Below are 19,081 nucleotides of genomic sequence, written 5' to 3' on the forward strand. Positions count from 1 at the left end.
GATTCCATGAAGGAAAAAGAATTGACGAGGGGACAACCTATTACATTTCGTATCCCTTCCGATACGCCTGATCAGATAATAAAACATTTGCAACAGCTTAAGCAAAACGAAAGGCGAAACTTTTCAGGTAAAATTGCTGAGTACGTAATGAGCGGAGTTAATGACTCATTATCAAAGCAAAGGCAAACAATAACGATTCCACTTCCGAAAAGTCTAAGTAAAGCCCAAAGAGATTGGTTGAAACACGAACATTCTGAGGCACTATTAGGTAGTATTGTGTACCAATTATTAGCCAATCCAGTCCGTACGGCTTCTCTTATTACATCGCTAAATAGTAATAGTCTAGCAATTGAAGAAGCTCTATATCTTCAAGAAGAAGAGAATGAACTAGAACCAGAATTGGAACCCGTTCAGACAGAAAGCCGTACAAAAGAACGGAGAGTAACAGATTTAGATAATACCGGAAGCAAAAATGATCGTGATGATGATTTAGAAAACTTTAATTGGGAAGTTGCAAGCAAAAGTGAAGTCTCTGCAGCTGAAGAAGAAGTTGAAGAGGAAGATATGGGTAGTCTTCTGGGAGATTTTCTTGCACAAATGAATAAATAAGGAATCATAAAAGGGACCGTAATAAACACGGTCCCTTTGTTCATTTTTAAATAATTTTATGCAGATTGAAGTGACTTTCTTTTAAGGAATTCAGGTATAACGATACCGATTAAAATTAAAATGATACCAAAATATTGCGGAGCTCCAACTGTTTCCTTTAATACAATCGCTGACATTAATGTAGCTGTCGGTAACTCTGCTGCACCTAAAATAGAAGCAAGACCAGAACCTGTTAAAGGAACGCCCTTTGAAAACATTAAAGTAGAGAAAAATGGACCTAAAAAGCCAAGGATCAACCCATACTTTATCAAAAGTTCTGCAAATAAGTTCCAGTTTGTGAAAAATGTAGGTGGAAGGAAGATAGCACAAATTATAAAACCACCTGTTATCATTAATGCCGTTTTTGTTATAGGATTGGCTTTTAAAGCTATTCTACCGCTAAGTAAGATAAAAGTACTGTACGAAACCGCGGACAACGCTCCAAATAAAACTCCTAACCAATTTAATGAACCAATTCCATCGGTTAAAACATTTGTCGCAAAGATCGTTCCAATAACGAGTGGAATCAATGAGAGTAACTTACTTTTTTCTGGAAGTTTTCGATTGACTACTGATTCTAATAAAACGCCAATCCAAGTGAACTGGAACAACAGTACAATCGCTAATGATGCAGTAATATATTGTAACGCCAAATAATAAAACATTCCCGTTAGGCCAGTGGTAGATCCTAATACTACAAGTAATAAAACATCCTTCTTTGCAGGTTTTAAATATTGTTGATTAGTTGACTTAGCAGATCTACTTTTATTAAAAAGTACGATGGACCATAACAATACAGCCCCAACAAACATTTGAATACCGACTACATCATTTACAATAAAACCATCACCATATGCCAATTTTACAAAGGTAGACAAAACGCCATAACAAACAGATCCGATAATGATATATAGTATGCCTTTCAAAATAACACCCCATTTAATAAAAAGAAGTAAAGAGGGAAAACCAAAACCTCTTTACTTATATCTAATTTCATATTTTGTTACTGTTGAGCGAGATATTTCTCCGGTAATACTCTCTCAGAGAGCCACTCAAACACTTTCCGCATTGTCTAGCTCCAGGCGTTAGCCCCCTCGAGGTCATAAGCTGAAGCTCAATAAAGGTAAAAAGCAACCTTTATCGTTCTTCGTCTTATGCTTGTCGGGGCTGATCAAACGCCTTCCGCATTTCGTATTTCGTATTTCGAATTACATTTCTTCTAAAATGCCCTTAACTAAGTTAACGAATTTTGTTCTAACCATGCTTGCTACTTCAATTACTTCTTCATGGTTTAATGGTTGGTCTAGGATGCCACAAGCCATGTTTGTTAGGCAAGAGATACCTAAAACTTTCATACTTCCGTGAACAGCTACGATTGCTTCAGGAACCGTTGACATTCCTACAGAATCAGCACCAAGTGTGCGGATCATACGGATTTCAGCAGGTGTTTCGTATGAAGGGCCACTCCACCAAGCATATACGCCTTGTTGTAATTTAAGGTCTTGTTTCGCAGCAACATCTAATGCAAGGCTACGTAATTCTTTGTTATATACTTCAGAAACATCAGGGAAGCGAGTTCCTAGTTCTGGGTTATTTGGTCCAATTAAAGGATTTGTTCCTACTAAATTAATATGATCCGTAATTAACATTAAATCGCCAGGATTAAAGCTAGTGTTAACAGCTCCACAAGCATTTGTTACGATTAATTTTTCTACTCCAAGTGCTTTCATTACACGCACAGGGAAAGTTACTTCATCTAAAGTAAAGCCTTCATAATAATGAAAACGGCCTTTCATTGCTACAACAGCTTGGCCCTTTAATTCACCGATTACTAATTCATTTGCGTGTCCAACTGCTTCAGACTTTGCAAAGTGAGGAATTTCACTGTAAGGGATTACAACAGAGTTTTCGATTTCATCTGCAAGAGTGCCTAAACCAGAACCTAATATTAATCCAACCGTTGGACGGTAGTTTGTTTTACTTAATATAAAATCTCTTGTTTCTAAAATATGTTCAGTTTTATGCATTTATTTTTCCTCCTAAAATGAGCGATAGGGATTTAAAAAGATTTCTAATAAATAATAATGCTTTCACTATAAGTCTAATGGATAATTCCTTACTTGTAAACAGACTAAAAATCATTTTGGTAAAAAGATTATTCCTTTTTACTAAAAACACTGTGAATATAACGTATAAATAGCTATACTTAATTCATAAAATATAAAAAGTTAAATGGATATAAAATAAGATTAGAGTTTTGGAGGAGTCAATGATCAGGCAATTTATAGGCTATCAGTCGCCTAAAATCAAAAGTTTAAAGCTTTTATATAGCTTAATACGAAAATTAGGACCAATTAAAGTTAGTACATTAACTGAAATGACAGGGTATAAACATACTACATGTGTACGTTTATTAGATGAATTAGTACAGGAAGGACTTATATATGACAGTGGTTTAGGGGTTTCTAGCGGTGGAAGGAGACCAGCAATGTATGTGATTAACCCAACTGCATTCTACTTAATCGGTGTCGAAATCACGAATTTATTTACAACGGTACTACTGCTTGATTTAAATCTAACAATTGTCGATTCAAAAAAATTAAAAATGAGCAATGTGAGTACTGGAGAATATACTTTAAATTTTGTAACCAAAAGTGTAAGTGAATTATTAGATCAAAATAATATGAATAGAGAACAATTATTAGGTATTGGTATTGGAGTGTTAGACCCAATTGATCAAGAAAAAGGTGTAATGATTAAATCGGGATCATTTTTAGCAGATGGATGGGATGATTTAAATATTGTTAAGCACTTAGAAGAAGCTAATCGGTGCCCGGTGTTACTAAATAACGGTACAAATTTAGCTGCCTTAGCAGAGTACAGACTAAATTTCAGTAAAGAAAACGAGAATATTGTTTTCGTTTCGAGTGATATGGGAATACGCTGTGGAATTATTCAACAAGGTAAATTAATAAGCAATAAGAACGAGATGGACGATGCTTTTGGACATATGATCGTTGATATTCATGGAAAACTTTGTTCATGTGGTTCATATGGGTGTCTACAAGCATACAGTAGTTTGCCTGCGATTCGAGAAGAGGTTATCAAACGTGTTAAGCGCGGTGAGATGACTTCTTTGATGGGTGAATTAAACGATGTCGAAAATATTAGCTATCATCAAATTCTTGAAGCTTTAGAGAAGGAAGACCCACTTTGTTTAGAAGTCATAAAAGAGGCAGCTAATTACTTTGGAATTGGACTGACTAATCTAATTTATATCGTGCGCCCTGATATTGTAATTTGTGGAGGTACACTAGTTCCAAAGCCATTATTCTTTGATGTAGCATGCGAAACAGCACAAGGAAGATTGAAAAATTATCCAAACAGTCCTGTTCAAATCATTAAATCATCAACAGCCTATAATATCGTTGCACAAGGAGCAGGCTGTATCGTATTTGATCACTTTACAGAGGAAACTAAGTAAATAAAAGGTAAAAACCGTTAATGCTCTACCTGGGAACAGATAGAGCATTAACGGTTTTTTTATCAATATTTATGGATTATTATTAGTAAATTGATTAGCAATTTCCATGGAAATTAGTAAGAAGTGAGAACGTTTACAAAAAACGCTTGCAATCCTGTACGTACAAGAATATACTAATCTTGTACGTACAGGATGAATTTGAAATTATAAAATAAATAATAGATTGCTCAAGGAGGGGATATCATGAGCCGATTTAATGATGAAGCAAAACAATTACTTCAATACATTGGCGGTAAAGATAACATCGCTACCGTAACTCATTGTGCAACACGAATGCGTTTTGTGTTGAAAGATGTTAAAAAAGCTGATGAAAAAATGATTCAAGAAATTAAAATAGTTAAAGGTACTTTTACGCAAGCTGGACAATTTCAAGTAATTATCGGTAATGAAGTATCTACTTTTTATAATGACTTTGCAAAATTAGCTGGGGTAGAGGAAACTTCAAAAGAAGAAGCTAAAATAGCTGCAAGGCAAAATATGACATGGATTCAAAGACTACTTGCTCACTTAGCAGAAATCTTCTCACCATTAATTCCAGCCATTGTTGTAGGGGGGCTGATCTTAGGGTTCCGTAACATAATTGGGGATATTAAACTACTAGACCATGGTACAAAAACACTTGTCGAAACCTCTCAATTTTGGGCAGGTACGCATTCCTTTTTATGGTTGATCGGTGAAGCCATATTTCATTTCTTACCAGTCGGTATTACATGGTCAATTACAAAGAAAATGGGTACGACTCAAATTCTAGGGATTGTTTTAGGTATTACACTTGTTTCACCACAGCTACTAAATGCATACGCAGTAGCAGGTGGGGCTGTACCACCAGTTTGGGACTTTGGTTTTGCTAAAATCGATATGATTGGTTATCAAGCGCAAGTTATTCCAGCTATTTTAGCCGGTTTTACTTTAGCGTTTTTAGAGACAAATATTCGAAAAATCGTTCCAAGTGCAATTTCAATGATTGTAGTACCATTCTTTGCACTAGTACCAACAGTTTTAATTGCACATGTAGTATTAGGTCCAATCGGTTGGAAAATCGGTTCAGCTGTCTCGCATTTAGTATATTCAGGATTAACGTCTTCATTTGGATGGCTATTTGCCTTAGTTTTTGGTTTCTTTTATGCACCTCTAGTTATAACTGGATTGCATCATATGACTAATGCAATCGATCTTCAACTAATGAGTCAGCTTAATGGAACAAATCTGTGGCCGATGATCGCTTTATCAAATATCGCACAAGGTTCAGCTGTTTTAGCAATCATTTATTTGAATAGAAAGAATGAAGAAGAAAAGCAAGTATCAATACCTGCTGCAATCTCTTGTTTCTTAGGCGTAACAGAGCCAGCAATGTTTGGTATTAACTTAAAGTATGCTTATCCATTCTTAGCTGCTATGATCGGATCTGGTATAGCTGCTATTGTTTCAGTTGGTTCAGGTGTAATGGCGAATTCAATTGGTGTTGGAGGCCTTCCAGCAATTTTATCTATTCAACCTAAACATATTGGGATGTTTTCAATCGCTATGCTAGTTGCAGTCGTTGTCCCATTTATTTTAACGATTATCTTTAACAAGAAAAAACTACTAGTGAAAAGCTCATAATTATTTAAGGGGAAGGAAATCTATTTTCCTTCCTTTCGAATTTATTTATAAATCAAGGAGATTATCAAAATGAAGGATTTTAAGAACAGTGTCGTATACCAAATTTATCCTAAGTCTTTTTATGATTCGAATGGAGATGGCTTTGGAGACTTAAGAGGAGTTACAAAAAAGCTTGATTATTTAAAAGAATTAGGTGTTGACTACATTTGGCTTACTCCATTTTATGTATCTCCTCAAAATGATAATGGTTATGATGTCGCAGATTATCGAAAGATTGATTCAGCATACGGAACAATGGAAGATTTTGATGAATTAGTGAAGGCAGCCAAACGCTGTGATATAGAAATAATGCTGGATATGGTTTTTAATCATACTTCATCAGAACACGAGTGGTTTAAGAAAGCTCTTGACGGAGATGAAAAATATAAAAATTACTATATTTTTAGGGAAGAAAAGGACGGAAAAGAGCCAACGAATTGGATTTCCAAATTTGGTGGTTCTACTTGGGAAAACATTGAGAATTCGAATGAATATTATTTACACCTCTTCGATAAAACTCAACCAGATTTAAACTGGGAAAATAGTGAGGTACAAAATGAACTATTCGATATCGTTAATTTCTGGATTGATAAGGGCGTAAAAGGATTTCGTTTGGATGTCATTAATCTGATTTCTAAGCCAGAAGTTATGGTTGATGACGAAATAGGTGACGGCAGAAAATACTATACAGATGGACCTCGAATTCATGAGTATTTAAAGAAGTTAAATAATGAGACGTTTGGTAAGAGTGAAGAAATCATTACTGTTGGTGAAATGTCTTCAACTTCAATCGACCATTGTATTCGATACTCAAATCCGTCTGAGAATGAGTTATCGATGGTTTTTAGCTTTCATCATTTAAAAATTGACTATAAAGATGGACAAAAATGGTCATTAATGGATTTTGATTTTATGTCACTTAAGTCAATTCTGGATCAGTGGCAAAAAGGTATGCAATCAGGAAATGGATGGAACGCCCTATTTTGGTGTAACCATGATCAGCCACGTATTGTTTCACGTATTGGAGACGATCAAAAATATCATAAAGAATCAGCCAAAATGCTTGCTACTACAATGCATTTATTAAGAGGAACGCCATATATTTACCAAGGTGAAGAAATTGGAATGCCTAATCCTAAATTTGACGCAATTGAAGACTATCGAGATGTAGAAAGCTTAAATTATTATAAAATATTAAAAGAAAATGGTGTTCCAGAAAGTGAAATATTAGCCATTTTAAAGAGTAAATCTAGGGACAATTCTCGTACGCCTATGCAATGGAATGGTTCAATACATGCAGGATTCACTACTGGTACACCTTGGATTTCAACAGGAAAAGATTACGAACAAATAAATGTCGAAAAGTCTCTAGTTGATGAAGATTCAGTGTTTCATCATTATAAAAAACTAATTAATTTAAGAAAAGAATTCGATATAATTTCGACAGGTACGTATGATTCTTTATTACTAAATCATGAACAAATTTTTGCATACACTCGTAAGCTTGATAATCGAATGTTGTTAGTCGTTAATAATTTTTATGGCGAGGATGCTCTTTTTAAGTTACCAGAAGATATTGCTATTGGGGAGTATGACAAGCAGATATTAATTTCAAATTATAAGGATTCTAGTCAAGATTTAACTGAGTTTACGTTGCGTCCATATGAGTCAATTTGTTACCTTCTTGAGAAAAATGTGAGAATATAATAAAATTTTTCTAGGTGATGAAAATGAACACAAAGTATATTTCGATCTATCATAAGTTAATTGAACAGATTGAAAAAGGAGCTTTTACTGTTGGTAGTAAAATACCTTCTGAAAAGTCATTAATGGAGCAATTTAATGTTTCTAGAGATACAATTAGAAAATCATTACAAATGCTTGAACAAAACGGTTATATAAATAAAGTCAAAGGCAAAGGTTCGTTTATTTTAGACACTGCAAAATTAAATTTCCCAGTAACAGGTTTAATTAGTTTTAAAGAATTATCAAATCAAATCGGTAGAGAAGCAGAAACGATTGTAGAAATTCTTGAAAAGAAGTGGCCTAGTAAATTTATAAGAGAACAACTAGAAATAGATGACCAAACCACGATTTGGAAAGTAGTTAGAGCTAGAAAAATCGACGGGAAAAAAATAATTTTAGACAAAGAGTACTACAATAGTGTTTATGTCGAAAAACTTTCAAGGTCAATCTGCGAAGGGTCAATTTTCGACTATATAGAAAATACTCTACACTTAAATATTGGCTTTGCGAAAAAAGAAATTGTCGTACAAGCTTGTACAGAAGATGACCAAAAATATTTAGATTTAGATGGCTATGATATGGTAGTAGTTGTAAATACATTCGTATACTTAGACGATGGTTCTCTATTACAATACGGTCAATCTAGACATAGGCCTGATAAGTTCAAATTTGTTGATTTTGCTAGAAGAATAAAACAGGTTAATGAATGAATTTAAAACCTTATTCAATTTAGACTACACCCCTTAAAGTAGATGTTGGAAATACCCTCTGTCGGGCAACATTGAATATAAGGGGTGTTTTTTATAGCTAAAAAGTTCTTACGTGCACGAATAAAAGGCTATTTCCAAAAGAAATTATGCTATTTTCTTTTAAGTCCTCTATTTGTTTAGTATTACATCAAAAGGTATTTGTGATATTAAAAATAAAATGGCTAGCGGGAGTAATTCCCTGGTCCTTTAAGTGAAAGAGATTATTCTATGTTTCCTATTATAAAACTACGAACATTCTTGCTAAGAAAAAGAGTTGATTAGTGTAAAAAGAGAGATTGCAATATAGAGAATAAGTCATTTGTTTGATTGTCATGTTATAATTAAAGACTTGACAGCGTGATGTGCGCGAAATGGCTTCAGCGGTTATTTCATAGAAAAAGATTATATAATATCAAAATCTACAGTTTTGACTAATAGGTCACACTATAAAAGTTGATAATGGAAATAATGAGTAAAAAAGAGGATGAATGGATGGGCTTATGGATAAAGAAATGAATCTAAAAATTAAACAAAAATTTGTAAGAGATTATAAAACCGGGTATCCACTAATTTCAAAAGAATCGATCGTGAATAGTAAAGATTTAAAAAGTGAAGGTACGATAATAAATCTAGTAGATGAGCGTAATGGTTTTATCGGAAAGGGTTACTATGGAAAGCAAAATAAGGGTTTAGGTTGGATTCTTAGCCTAAAAGAGCATGAAAAGATTAGTCCTAAGTTCTTTGAAGATAAAATTAAACAAGCAATCGAAGACCGCAAACAATTTTATAATAGCTCTGATACGACAGCATTTAGAGTATTTAATGGAGAAGGCGATGGGATTGGCGGATTAACGATAGATTTTTTTGACGGATTTTATTTAATTAGTTGGTATAGCGAAGGAATCTATCAATTCAAAGATTGGGTTATTCAAGCATTAGAGAATATTGTCGAATTCAAAGGGATTTATCAGAAGAAGCGCTTCGATACAAAAGGTCAGTATATTGAAGAAGATGACTTTGTGATGGGGGAAAGAGGTCAATTTCCTATTATCGTAAAGGAAAATGGAGTTAATTTTGCTATCTATTTAAATGATGGAGCAATGGTAGGCGTATTTTTGGATCAACGCGAAGTTAGAAAGCTAATTCGAGATAAATATGCTTACGAGAAAACAGTTTTAAATACTTTCTCATATACAGGCGCATTCTCTGTCTTTGCAGCAGTAGGAGGGGCTAGTAAGACTACTAGTGTTGACTTAGCTAATCGGAGCTTAGATAAAACAAAAGAACAATTTAAAATTAATGGGATTGATCCTTCTACCGAAAGCATAGTCGTTGAGGATGTATTTCATTACTTTAAATATGCAGTAAAAAAGAACCTTTTATTTGATATGGTTATTTTAGATCCACCAAGCTTTGCAAGATCTAAAAAACATACCTTTAGTGCCGAAAAGGACTATAAGAACCTGTTGAAAGAAGCGATTACGATTACAGAAAATGATGGTGTAATTGTTGCTTCAACGAATTGTAGTACTTTTGGAATGAATAAATTTAAAGGGTTTATTGACACGGCGTTTAAGGAATTAGGCGGGCAATATAAATTAATGGAAGAATTCAGCCTACCTAATGATTTTAAAACAAGTAAACAGTTTAAAGAAGGTAACTATTTAAAAGTCGTATTTATTCGTAAAATAAAGTAAAAAAATGGACTGACAGATCTGTCAGTCCTACTTTTTTACTTTGAAGTTGCTTTTTGTTCATATAATTTGATTACTTCAATCATAACATTCGTTGCTTTAGCCATATTGTCGATTGAGATGTATTCAAATTTACCGTGGTAGTTTTCTCCACCTGTAAAAATATTTGGAGTAGGTAGCCCCATATATGAAAGCTGTGATCCATCTGTACCACCACGAATTGGTTCTACAATTGGTGTGATTTCTAGGTTTGTCATTGCCTCGTGAGCAATATCAACAACCTCTTTAACAGGTAAGATTTTCTCACCCATATTATAATACTGATCTTTTAATTCTAAAATTATGGTATTTTCACCATGTGTTTCTTTTAATTGATTTACAATATTCGACAATGTCTCTTTTCGATTAGCAAATTTTGTTTTATCATGATCTCTAATTATGTAGTGCATTTTTGTTAGCTCTACATCACCTTCAATTGATACTAGATGATAAAAGCCTTCGTAACCTTCAGTTGATTCTGGCGCTTCTTCAACAGGTAATAAATTATTTATTTCCATGGCAATTTTCATAGAATTTATCATTTTACCTTTAGCAGTACCTGGGTGCACATTTTTACCTTTTACCGTAATCATTGCTCCTGCAGCATTAAAGCTCTCGTATTGAAGCTCTCCTAGTGGACCACCGTCCATTGTGTAAGCATATTTAGCATCAAATGCTTTTACATCAAATTTATGTGGGCCTCTACCAATCTCTTCATCTGGTGTGAATGCGACTCTTATTTTGCCGTGTTTGATTTCCGGATGTTGAACTAAATACTCCATCGCAGTCATAATTTCAGCGATTCCAGCCTTATTATCTGCACCAAGTAATGTTGTTCCATCAGTTGTCATTAATGTATGACCTATATATTTAGTTAACTCTGGTGAATGACTTGGAGATAATACTACATTTAAACTCTCGTTTAAAACGATGTCATTTCCATCATAGTTTTCAACTAGCTGAGGGTTAACATTTTTTCCTGTAAAGTCTGTCGCTGTGTCTAAATGCGCTAAAAATCCAATTGTTGGAATATCTTTGTCGGAATTTGCCGGAAGTGTAGCCATTACATAACCATTGTCATCCGTTGTTACGTCAACTAATCCAACTTTGTTTAACTCTTCCACTAACATGCGGCCCAAAGTTAATTGGCCAGGTGTAGAAGGGCATGTTTCACTACTTGCATTTGATTGTGTATCAACCTTTGCATAACTAATTAAACGATTAATTAACTCATTTTTCATATGAAAATCTCCTTTTTTACATTTCATATTTCTTGGGTAATACGCTTTCATTTTTTACTTTTAGCGAAAAGAGGCTATATTTATATTGTAGTTCTTTCTATATTTGAAAGTAAAATATTACGCAACTCTGTTCCTATTTAAAATGCTTTTAGCGATTAAAAACTGTGCCGAGTAGTAGGTAATCATGATTAATTCATGACCATATTTAACACTTTCTACAAATAGGTCCCACGATAAGATAGAATCTGAAATGATAAATAATAAACTCCCAAAAATAGCCCATTTGTTTCCAGTCATTATGGCTGTAAATACCATCAAAGAGATTGCTACTGAATAGGCTATTACCGGAATAACTAAGTTTTCCTGTCCACTTTCGTTTAACGATTTTACTAAATTAGAGCATAGAAAAAACGCATAAATTGCAATTGGAATGATCGCTAGTACGCGATAAATTGAAAATTTCCATCCTGATATAAAACCAGCAGCGTAAAACAAATGCCCAATTAGAAAAGCACTTAAACCAACAACAAACCAGATTAACGTTCCGTCACCAATCATACAAAAAATAAGACCTAAAAATATAAGAGCACGATATTTAGTTGATTGATAAGGAATTTGTGAAAAGGCATAACTAATAATCAACACCATTGGAATTACCTTAAATAGTATTTTTATGCTCACAGGTTCTGAAGGAATAAAAAAGATATAGAGAATACCAAAAAATAAAATAAGTATAGGTAAATACTTCTTCAAAATAAAATTACCCCTTTCTAACTATTTCCTTTTTACTAAATATTATCAGTGAAAAATGTAAAGAATGCTATTAGAAATAAAGATAGTAGTCTATTAAACTATAAAAAAAGCAAACCATAAATGGTTTGCTTTTATGCGATAGAAATACCATATGCGTGAGCAATTTGCCCATTTGTATTAGAGGATTTTGCAATAATAACTGTTGCTCCAACATTTATTTGATCGAATAACCATTCGATCTCACTGTTATGCATTCGGATACAACCGTGACTAACTGATTTTCCGATTGAGCTCTCATTAGCATTTCCGTGTATTCCGTATGCGCTACCGACACTTAAGCCCATCCATCTTTTACCTAGTGGATTATTTGGAGCTCCTCCAGGAATATTTTCTTTATACCAAGGTCTATTTTTAATTTTATTTACGATTTTAAACTTTCCAGTAGGTGTAGGACTCGAAGCTTTTCCTGTTGCTACACTAAATGTTTTAACTAGTTTTCCCTTGTTATAATATGAAAGTTTATTTGTATTTGTATTAATAATAATTAGCTGTCCATTCGAAAGGGGTTTGGAGCTCTTTGCCTCAGTAAATGAAGGCTTACTTTGATTTCCAGCAGCGTCAATTGATTGTACTTTTATAGGCGTAAATACTTTTAATTTACTGACCTTAAAAGTATAACTACCATTGTTTAATGCAGCCGTTTTAGCAGTATATTTACCGTTTAAATACAGTTTAACGGAAGCATTTGGTTCTGTTTTTCCACTAATGACAGTAGCATTTTCTTTAACTGTTTGGATTGTAGGTGCTGCAGGTGCAGTACGATCTAATACACGAATTGAAACAGGTTTACTTTGATTTTTACTCTTATCAACTGCAACAACTTGAAGAACTGTGTTTGCCTTTTGCTTCGCAATTTTAATAGTAAACTTACCTGCCGTGTTAACTTTACCTTTTGCTAATACTTTCTTGTTTAAGTAAATGAGAACATCAGCATTCGGCTCCGACTTACCTGATATACTTTGAGATTGATCTGAAATTGAAGGTATTGAAGTGATAGAAGGTGCGATTACATCTGAAACATATGATGTAGCAATTTTACTTTTTAATCCAATTGAAACACCAACTGCATTTATTTTAGTAAATTCTTTTAGAGGTTTAGTATTGAATAGAAAATTACCTTTTGCATCTGTTTGTACAGTGCTTACCAGCTTATTGTTGATGAGAATTTGGACACTGCTTTTTTCTAAAAATGCTCCTGATACTGAAGTAGATTTATTAGTAATTGGATTGATTTTTGGGGTTGGTAAATCTTTAATTATAAATTTAACATTCTGGTCTGAAACAGGTAGAGTTTGATCACCTAGCGTAATTGAACTAAGTTGATAAGTACCTTTTATAAAAGAAGCTGCAACTCCTATTTTTCCAGAATAGTAAAGATCTGATGACGATGGATTTTTTAGTAAAACTTCTGTCAAATTAGTTCCATTTTTAAATGTTAAAGATACATTGTCGAAATGTTCTTTAGTTGTTAAACCAACTTCAATCGATTGTCCAAAAGTGGCTTCAGTAGTGTTTAAATTTAGATTATCTATATATTTCGATAACTCACCATCACTAAAACCTTGAGAAAAAGAAGTTGCATTAGCAGTGGGTAAAAGGAATAAAAATACCCCCAAAAGTACAGATACAATCTTATTTATCATTGTCTCTCTCCTTATATATGGAATTTAATTACTAAATTTGCCATATATAGAGTGAATTCCTTTGTTTTTCTAATAAAATAAAACGTCAATTTTCAGCAAAAAAAAGAACATTTGTTGAAAAAACAGGAAGAGAGGAAAATATAGTAAAATTAGGTAGAATAAAAGAAAAAACGGATATTTTTGTAGAATAAATGTATTTTTTAAATCTTATATTGTCATAATTTACCCTCTTTCTTTAATCCTGTAATTTAGGTTTTCCCTATTGTATTCCGTTCACTTCCCTTTCCCCTGTCTTAAGTGTTAAAGTTAGTTAATAAGAAATTTGTAAATAAACTAAGGAGTATTATATGAGTAAAACTGTAGTATTAGCGGAAAAGCCTTCAGTTGCTAGAGATATAGCTAAAGTGCTAGGGTGCAATCAAAAGGGTAATGGTTTTTTAGAAGGTAAAAAGTATATTGTGACCTGGGCACTAGGGCATCTTGTGACTTTGGCTGATCCAGAGGGATATGATAATAAGTATAAGTCATGGAATTTAGAAGATTTACCAATGATTCCAGATAAATTAAAGCTTGTTGTTATTAAAAAGACAGGCAAGCAATTTCAAGCTGTAAAAACTCAATTATTAAGAAAAGATGTTTCAGATATCGTGATCGCAACGGATGCAGGGCGAGAAGGTGAACTTGTTGCAAGATGGATTCTTCAATTGGCAAAGGTTAATAAACCAATTAAAAGACTGTGGATTTCTTCTGCCACAGATCAGGCAGTAAAAAAAGGCTTTGAAAATTTACGTAGTGGTAAGGAATATGAAAATCTATATCTTTCTGCTGTAGCAAGAGCTGAGGCAGATTGGATTGTGGGGATAAATGCAACAAGAGCACTTACTTGTAAGCATAATGCTCAACTTTCATGTGGTAGGGTTCAAACTCCCACACTTTCGATGATTTTAGAGCGTGAAAAGGAAATAAAAGAATTTAAGCAACAAACTTATTATGGGTTACAAGTATTAGCAAATAATGTAACTTTTACGTGGCAAAATCGTAAGTCGAATGACCAGAAAATTAAAACGTCCGATGAATTACAAAAAATTATTGGAACTATAAAAGGAAAACAACTAAAGGTTAATGAAGTTTCAACAGCCGAAAAAAAATCTTTTGCTCCACAGCTTTACGATTTAACTGAGCTTCAAAGAGAAGCGAATAAAAGATTTAACTTTTCACCTAAAGAAACCTTATCCATCATGCAAAAGTTATATGAACACCATAAAGTTGTCACATATCCACGAACTGATTCAAGATATTTATCATCGGATTTAGTTGATACATTAAAGGAACGTTTATCAGCATGTAACATAAAACCTTATGGAAAAATCATTATGAAGTTAACGAATCAACCGATTAAAGTTAATAAGTCATTTGTAGATGATAACAAGGTTTCAGATCACCATGCGATTATACCAACAGAGCAGGCGCCTATATTGAGTGAACTTTCTTCAAAAGAATTTAAAATATATGAACTAATCGTAAGAAGATTTTTAGCAGTCTTACTACCTCCGTACGTATATGAACAGGAAAAGGTTATTGCAGAAGTTGATAACGAAGTATTTGTTGCCAAAGGTAAAAGGGTTATATCACTGGGATGGAAAGAAGTCTTTAAAGACGAAGACGATCTTGACAGTACAGAAGATCAACGATTACCAATTATTAATGAAAATGAGCGTCTTGAAGTCGCTAAAGTAATTGAAACAAAAGGGTATACGAAACCACCAGCATACTTCAATGAAGCCACACTTTTAAGTGCAATGGAAAATCCAGTTCATTTTATGTCTGGTAATAGTAATGATTTAAAAAAGACGATTGGCGAAACAGGCGGATTGGGAACAGTTGCAACAAGAGCGGATATTATTGAAAAACTTTACAGTAGCTTTTTAATTGAAAAAAAGGGAAAAGATATTTTCATCACAAATAAAGGCAAACAATTATTAAATCTTGTTCCAGAAGCATTGAAGTCACCAGCTCTAACAGCCGAGTGGGAGCAGAAGCTTCAAGCTATCTCCAAAGGTAAATTAGCTAAATCTAAATTTATGAGTGAAATGATTAGTTTTTCTTCAGATGCAGTGAAAGAAATAAAACAAACTGAACAAAAATTTAAGCATGATAACATGACAAGTACTAAATGTCCTGACTGCGGAAAGCTTATGTTAGAAGTAAACGGTAAACGTGGAAAAATGTTAGTGTGCCAGGACAGGGAATGTGGTCATCGTAAAACAATTTCACAGTCAACTAACGCGAGATGTCCTAATTGCCACAAACGTTTAGAACTAAGAGGCGAAGGAGAAGGTCAAATTTTTGTATGTGCATGTGGGCATAGAGAAAAACTTTCTACTTTTAAAGATCGACGTTCGAAAGAAAAAAATAGTAAAGTATCAAAACGAGACGTTCAAAAATATTTAAAGCAACAGGATAAACAAGATGATGAACCATTTAACAACCCATTTGCAGAAGCCTTAGCAAAGCTGAAAAAACAATAAAGGCAGGGACACTGCACTAGAACCAGTCATGTGAGTTTACTCTATGACTGGTTTTTTTCGTTCAATTGCATATTCATTTACGACTTCACTATAATGATCGTCAAAATAAGTGTCTAGTTCCTTTTTTATCTTTTTTGATAGGACTGGACTTTTACCAGAAGTTGAGACTGATACAATAAGGTCTCCTCTACGAACCACAGCCGGTGTATGGAAATCACTGTTATTTTGATCACTTACATCATTAAACCATTGGAAATCTGATGTGCAATCTTTGACGAATTTATTTAGATTTTTATCATCTGTAGCTGCAATAACAATATGTGCTTCAGTTAGGTCAGCTTTTTCAAAATACTTATTTATCCATTTTATTGTAGGTAACTGTTTAAATTCATCACATAGTTTTGGGCTTATAATCGTAATTGAAGCACCACTTTTTATAAACGCTTTTGCTTTTCGAAAAGCGATTTTTCCTCCTCCGATGATCACTATCTTTTTGTTTTGAAGTGAGAAAACTAATGGAACCATTTCAGTCATCTAATCGCTCCTATCTATTAATTGGATGGACAAATAGTAATGCATCATTATTTTATCATATGTATTGCCAATTTTTAGAACTAGCTACTAGCTAATAAATGATTCATGTGAGGATTTTTCATGTCATTTATTGTAGATATGCTACAGTTTGGTTAATAATTCAATAAAAGTTCATCTTTTCTTTAGCATAAAAGTATTTTTTCTGTTAGGATAATTAGTATTATTTTCTATGAAAAGATAATGATAAGACTGGAATCTAATTTAAAGAAAAGGTGAGTATTATGTTTAACAAATTAAAAAAAATGTTCGGTTTAGAGGAAAATGAACAGCAACAAGGATCTGCTCCTGTATCTACGGAAGCAGTTAAGGAAGTTGTCATTAAAGCGCCATTAACTGGTGAGATACATCCACTATCTGAAGTACCAGATCCTGTATTTGCAGAAAAAATGATGGGTGATGGATTTGCTATTACACCTACGGAAGGCGTTGTCGTAGCTCCTTTTGATGGAGAAATCGTACAAGTATTCCACACTAAACACGCTATTGGAATTCGTTCAAAAGAGGGTGTTGAAATTTTAATTCACGTTGGCCTAGAAACAGTAAAACTAAATGGTGAAGGTTTCGATGCTCATATTACAGAAGGACAAAGTGTTAATGCTGGAGACCATTTATTAACATTCAATATTGACTACATAAAAGAAAATGCCAAAAGCACAATTACTCCAGTTATTTTTACAAATGGAGATGCGCTAGAAAATATTAAAGTTACAGCAACTGGCTCAATCCAAAGAGGTTCAGATGCAGCTGTAGCTACATTAAAATAAAAAAAATAGCCCTAGGGCTATTTTTTTTATGCAGTTCTTACTTTTAAGTGTTGTTTTCGTTTTACATTTAAACCAATGAACAACGGTTTTATAGTAGGTTGTGTTTCAATAATAAATTTCTTCGCAACCATAGGTACGACTAAGCCAATCATTGTGTACAATAGCGGTCCATAATCGAAAAACTGTGAAAAAACAGCATTTGCAAAAATGTGGATGTACATAATCGTTAATGATTCTTTACCAAATATTGTGCAAGGCTGAATAAATTGTAGTTTTGCAAGCTTTTGACATAAATAAAGTAAGGCAATCGTCATTGTTATTGGAATTAATGCATCTAAAAATAGGTGGTTATATCTTAAATATTTAAGACTTAAATGGTAGTCTAATTTATTCAATTCATATAGGGTCATATAACCGATGCTTAGCGTAATACAGGATATTCCAATGAAGTTAGAAATGGACGCTAACAATTTTTTTGTAAAGAATCCTAACCCTAAAAAGAAAATAGCCAGTAGAGCAACATCCATATTCCAAGGAATCGTAATTTGATTAAAGGTATTTTTACCAACTTGTGGAATTAATTTAATTGTTTCAAAATGTGCAAGCAAATAGCATGCAATAACGATGAATAGACGGGTACTATTCTTTTTAAAGTATAAGCAGATTAACGCAAATAATATTTGAGTAATAAATAAACATGTCACATACCAAAATACGCCATGGACTCCAGTAATAAATCTACCACCAATTAACAAAGAAAGGACTTCTTTTGATAAATTTAATTGGTTAATGGTTCCGTTTAGTACCTCTATGGCGATGTTATATAAACTAAATAAAACTAAATACGTACAGTAAGGTACAAGCAATCTAAATGTTAGTTTTTTTATAAAAAATTTAAGTTCATTAATCGAATTGACCGGTTTAAATAAATAGCCACTAATTATAAAAAACAGGGGCATATGGAACCAGTAAATAAATGTAATAGAATTCGGACCTTCTGTAGAATGACCATAAACAACCAAAAAGATGCCGATCATTTTGGCAACATCCAACCATTTTTCACGTTCTATTTTCATTTTATCACCTTGTTTTTATGGCTTACTTAAAGCAAAAAAACTTCAGATTAAAGCCAATTTTTTTTAATAATGTCCAACATATTGTAACGGATGAGTATTACAAAGTGACAACATGGACATTACAATCAAGTTATAAAATGTAAATAAATATTTCATAAAAGGCTGCAAATAAGTTTGGGGGTAAAGTGTAGCGCCAGATAATACATGTTGGTAAAAAATGTAAATTTTTATTAAAAATTATTAATAATCAGTTCTTTCGACAAATAAAATATGTTTTGCATTATATACTTAGCAGGCTGAATTAAAAAAGATAGTGCACTCTTTAAATAATCATTTGATTAGTCGAGGTGAAGGAAAAACT

15 protein-coding genes are annotated in these 19,081 nt (G+C 33.2%); 8 read left to right on the forward strand and 7 right to left on the reverse strand.

Going from position 1 to position 19,081, the window contains the following annotated elements; all coding sequences use genetic code 11:
• Positions 1-6: 6 nt before the first annotated feature.
• On the forward strand, positions 7-609 hold the full coding sequence (locus AN960_RS07455; RefSeq protein WP_056469102.1) for a hypothetical protein: 603 nt from the start codon (positions 7-9) through the stop codon (positions 607-609).
• 56 nt (positions 610-665) lie between these two features.
• Here the strand turns inward: AN960_RS07455 and AN960_RS07460 are convergent, their stop codons facing one another.
• Together AN960_RS07460 and AN960_RS07465 are read right to left on the reverse strand one after the other, a co-directional pair.
• Positions 666-1,574, reverse strand: a complete 909-nt coding sequence (locus AN960_RS07460; RefSeq protein ID WP_056469105.1) for an EamA family transporter — start codon at positions 1,572-1,574, stop codon at positions 666-668.
• A 282-nt stretch (positions 1,575-1,856) separates the two neighbouring features.
• Positions 1,857-2,675, reverse strand: coding sequence for a purine-nucleoside phosphorylase (locus AN960_RS07465; protein ID WP_056469109.1), 819 nt, complete (start codon positions 2,673-2,675; stop codon positions 1,857-1,859).
• 242 nt (positions 2,676-2,917) lie between these two features.
• Here AN960_RS07465 and AN960_RS07470 point away from each other — a divergent pair, with 242 nt between their 5' ends.
• From AN960_RS07470 to AN960_RS07490, 5 genes are all read left to right on the forward strand, one after another.
• A complete protein-coding gene (locus AN960_RS07470; RefSeq protein WP_056469112.1) occupies positions 2,918-4,132 on the forward strand; it encodes an ROK family transcriptional regulator in 1,215 nt (404 codons plus the stop codon).
• Positions 4,133-4,375: 243 nt separating this feature from the next.
• Positions 4,376-5,794: a PTS system trehalose-specific EIIBC component gene (treP, locus tag AN960_RS07475; protein ID WP_056469115.1), complete on the forward strand. Its 1,419-nt coding sequence runs from the start codon at positions 4,376-4,378 to the stop codon at positions 5,792-5,794.
• Between the two features lie 69 nt (positions 5,795-5,863).
• Positions 5,864-7,540, forward strand: coding sequence for an alpha,alpha-phosphotrehalase (gene treC / locus AN960_RS07480; RefSeq protein ID WP_056469117.1), 1,677 nt, complete (start codon positions 5,864-5,866; stop codon positions 7,538-7,540).
• A gap of 23 nt (positions 7,541-7,563) precedes the next feature.
• Positions 7,564-8,289, forward strand: a complete 726-nt coding sequence (treR, locus tag AN960_RS07485; RefSeq protein WP_056469120.1) for a trehalose operon repressor — start codon at positions 7,564-7,566, stop codon at positions 8,287-8,289.
• Between the two features lie 539 nt (positions 8,290-8,828).
• Positions 8,829-10,025 carry a class I SAM-dependent rRNA methyltransferase gene (locus AN960_RS07490; protein WP_056469930.1) on the forward strand — a complete coding sequence of 399 codons (1,197 nt, stop codon included), beginning with the start codon at positions 8,829-8,831 and terminating at the stop codon, positions 10,023-10,025.
• Between the two features lie 35 nt (positions 10,026-10,060).
• Here the strand turns inward: AN960_RS07490 and pepT are convergent, their stop codons facing one another.
• The 3 genes from pepT to AN960_RS23950 all read right to left on the reverse strand — a co-directional run bounded on the left by pepT (position 10,061) and on the right by AN960_RS23950 (position 13,758).
• A complete protein-coding gene (pepT, locus tag AN960_RS07495; protein WP_056469123.1) occupies positions 10,061-11,302 on the reverse strand; it encodes a peptidase T in 1,242 nt (413 codons plus the stop codon).
• A gap of 117 nt (positions 11,303-11,419) precedes the next feature.
• Entirely contained in the window at positions 11,420-12,055 is a 636-nt protein-coding gene (locus AN960_RS07500) for a lysoplasmalogenase (protein ID WP_082459416.1), read from the reverse strand.
• Between the two features lie 131 nt (positions 12,056-12,186).
• The gene (locus AN960_RS23950) at positions 12,187-13,758 is read right to left on the reverse strand and encodes a L,D-transpeptidase (RefSeq protein ID WP_082459417.1); all 1,572 of its coding nucleotides are present in this window, start codon (positions 13,756-13,758) and stop codon (positions 12,187-12,189) included.
• A 347-nt stretch (positions 13,759-14,105) separates the two neighbouring features.
• On the opposite strand from AN960_RS23950, the gene AN960_RS07510 reads away from it, so the two are divergent.
• On the forward strand, positions 14,106-16,286 hold the full coding sequence (locus AN960_RS07510) for a DNA topoisomerase III (RefSeq protein ID WP_056469129.1): 2,181 nt from the start codon (positions 14,106-14,108) through the stop codon (positions 16,284-16,286).
• A 36-nt stretch (positions 16,287-16,322) separates the two neighbouring features.
• Here AN960_RS07510 and AN960_RS07515 read toward each other — a convergent pair whose 3' ends face one another.
• Entirely contained in the window at positions 16,323-16,820 is a 498-nt protein-coding gene (locus AN960_RS07515; RefSeq protein ID WP_082459418.1) for a precorrin-2 dehydrogenase/sirohydrochlorin ferrochelatase family protein, read from the reverse strand.
• 281 nt (positions 16,821-17,101) lie between these two features.
• Between AN960_RS07515 and AN960_RS07520 the strand changes: the two genes are divergently transcribed.
• Positions 17,102-17,644, forward strand: coding sequence for a PTS sugar transporter subunit IIA (locus AN960_RS07520; protein WP_390310767.1), 543 nt, complete (start codon positions 17,102-17,104; stop codon positions 17,642-17,644).
• A gap of 26 nt (positions 17,645-17,670) precedes the next feature.
• On the opposite strand, the gene AN960_RS07525 is transcribed toward AN960_RS07520, so the two are convergent.
• Positions 17,671-18,720 carry an acyltransferase family protein gene (locus tag AN960_RS07525; RefSeq protein WP_056469132.1) on the reverse strand — a complete coding sequence of 350 codons (1,050 nt, stop codon included), beginning with the start codon at positions 18,718-18,720 and terminating at the stop codon, positions 17,671-17,673.
• Positions 18,721-19,081: the final 361 nt, after the last annotated feature.

Origin of the sequence: Bacillus sp. FJAT-25509 (assembly GCF_001420605.1) — a bacterium.
Lineage (GTDB): Bacteria > Bacillota > Bacilli > Bacillales > Bacillaceae_G > Gottfriedia.

Coding starts and splice junctions, on each gene's coding strand:
- AN960_RS07455 (WP_056469102.1), top strand. CDS start 7: ATGAAGGAAAAAGAATTGACGAGGGGACAACCTATTACATTTCGTATC.
- AN960_RS07465 (WP_056469109.1), bottom strand. CDS start 2,675: ATGCATAAAACTGAACATATTTTAGAAACAAGAGATTTTATATTAAGT.
- AN960_RS07470 (WP_056469112.1), top strand. CDS start 2,918: ATGATCAGGCAATTTATAGGCTATCAGTCGCCTAAAATCAAAAGTTTA.
- treP (WP_056469115.1), top strand. CDS start 4,376: ATGAGCCGATTTAATGATGAAGCAAAACAATTACTTCAATACATTGGC.
- treC (WP_056469117.1), top strand. CDS start 5,864: ATGAAGGATTTTAAGAACAGTGTCGTATACCAAATTTATCCTAAGTCT.
- treR (WP_056469120.1), top strand. CDS start 7,564: ATGAACACAAAGTATATTTCGATCTATCATAAGTTAATTGAACAGATT.
- AN960_RS07490 (WP_056469930.1), top strand. CDS start 8,829: ATGGATAAAGAAATGAATCTAAAAATTAAACAAAAATTTGTAAGAGAT.
- pepT (WP_056469123.1), bottom strand. CDS start 11,302: ATGAAAAATGAGTTAATTAATCGTTTAATTAGTTATGCAAAGGTTGAT.
- AN960_RS23950 (WP_082459417.1), bottom strand. CDS start 13,758: ATGATAAATAAGATTGTATCTGTACTTTTGGGGGTATTTTTATTCCTT.
- AN960_RS07510 (WP_056469129.1), top strand. CDS start 14,106: ATGAGTAAAACTGTAGTATTAGCGGAAAAGCCTTCAGTTGCTAGAGAT.
- AN960_RS07515 (WP_082459418.1), bottom strand. CDS start 16,820: ATGACTGAAATGGTTCCATTAGTTTTCTCACTTCAAAACAAAAAGATA.
- AN960_RS07520 (WP_390310767.1), top strand. CDS start 17,102: ATGTTTAACAAATTAAAAAAAATGTTCGGTTTAGAGGAAAATGAACAG.
- AN960_RS07525 (WP_056469132.1), bottom strand. CDS start 18,720: ATGAAAATAGAACGTGAAAAATGGTTGGATGTTGCCAAAATGATCGGC.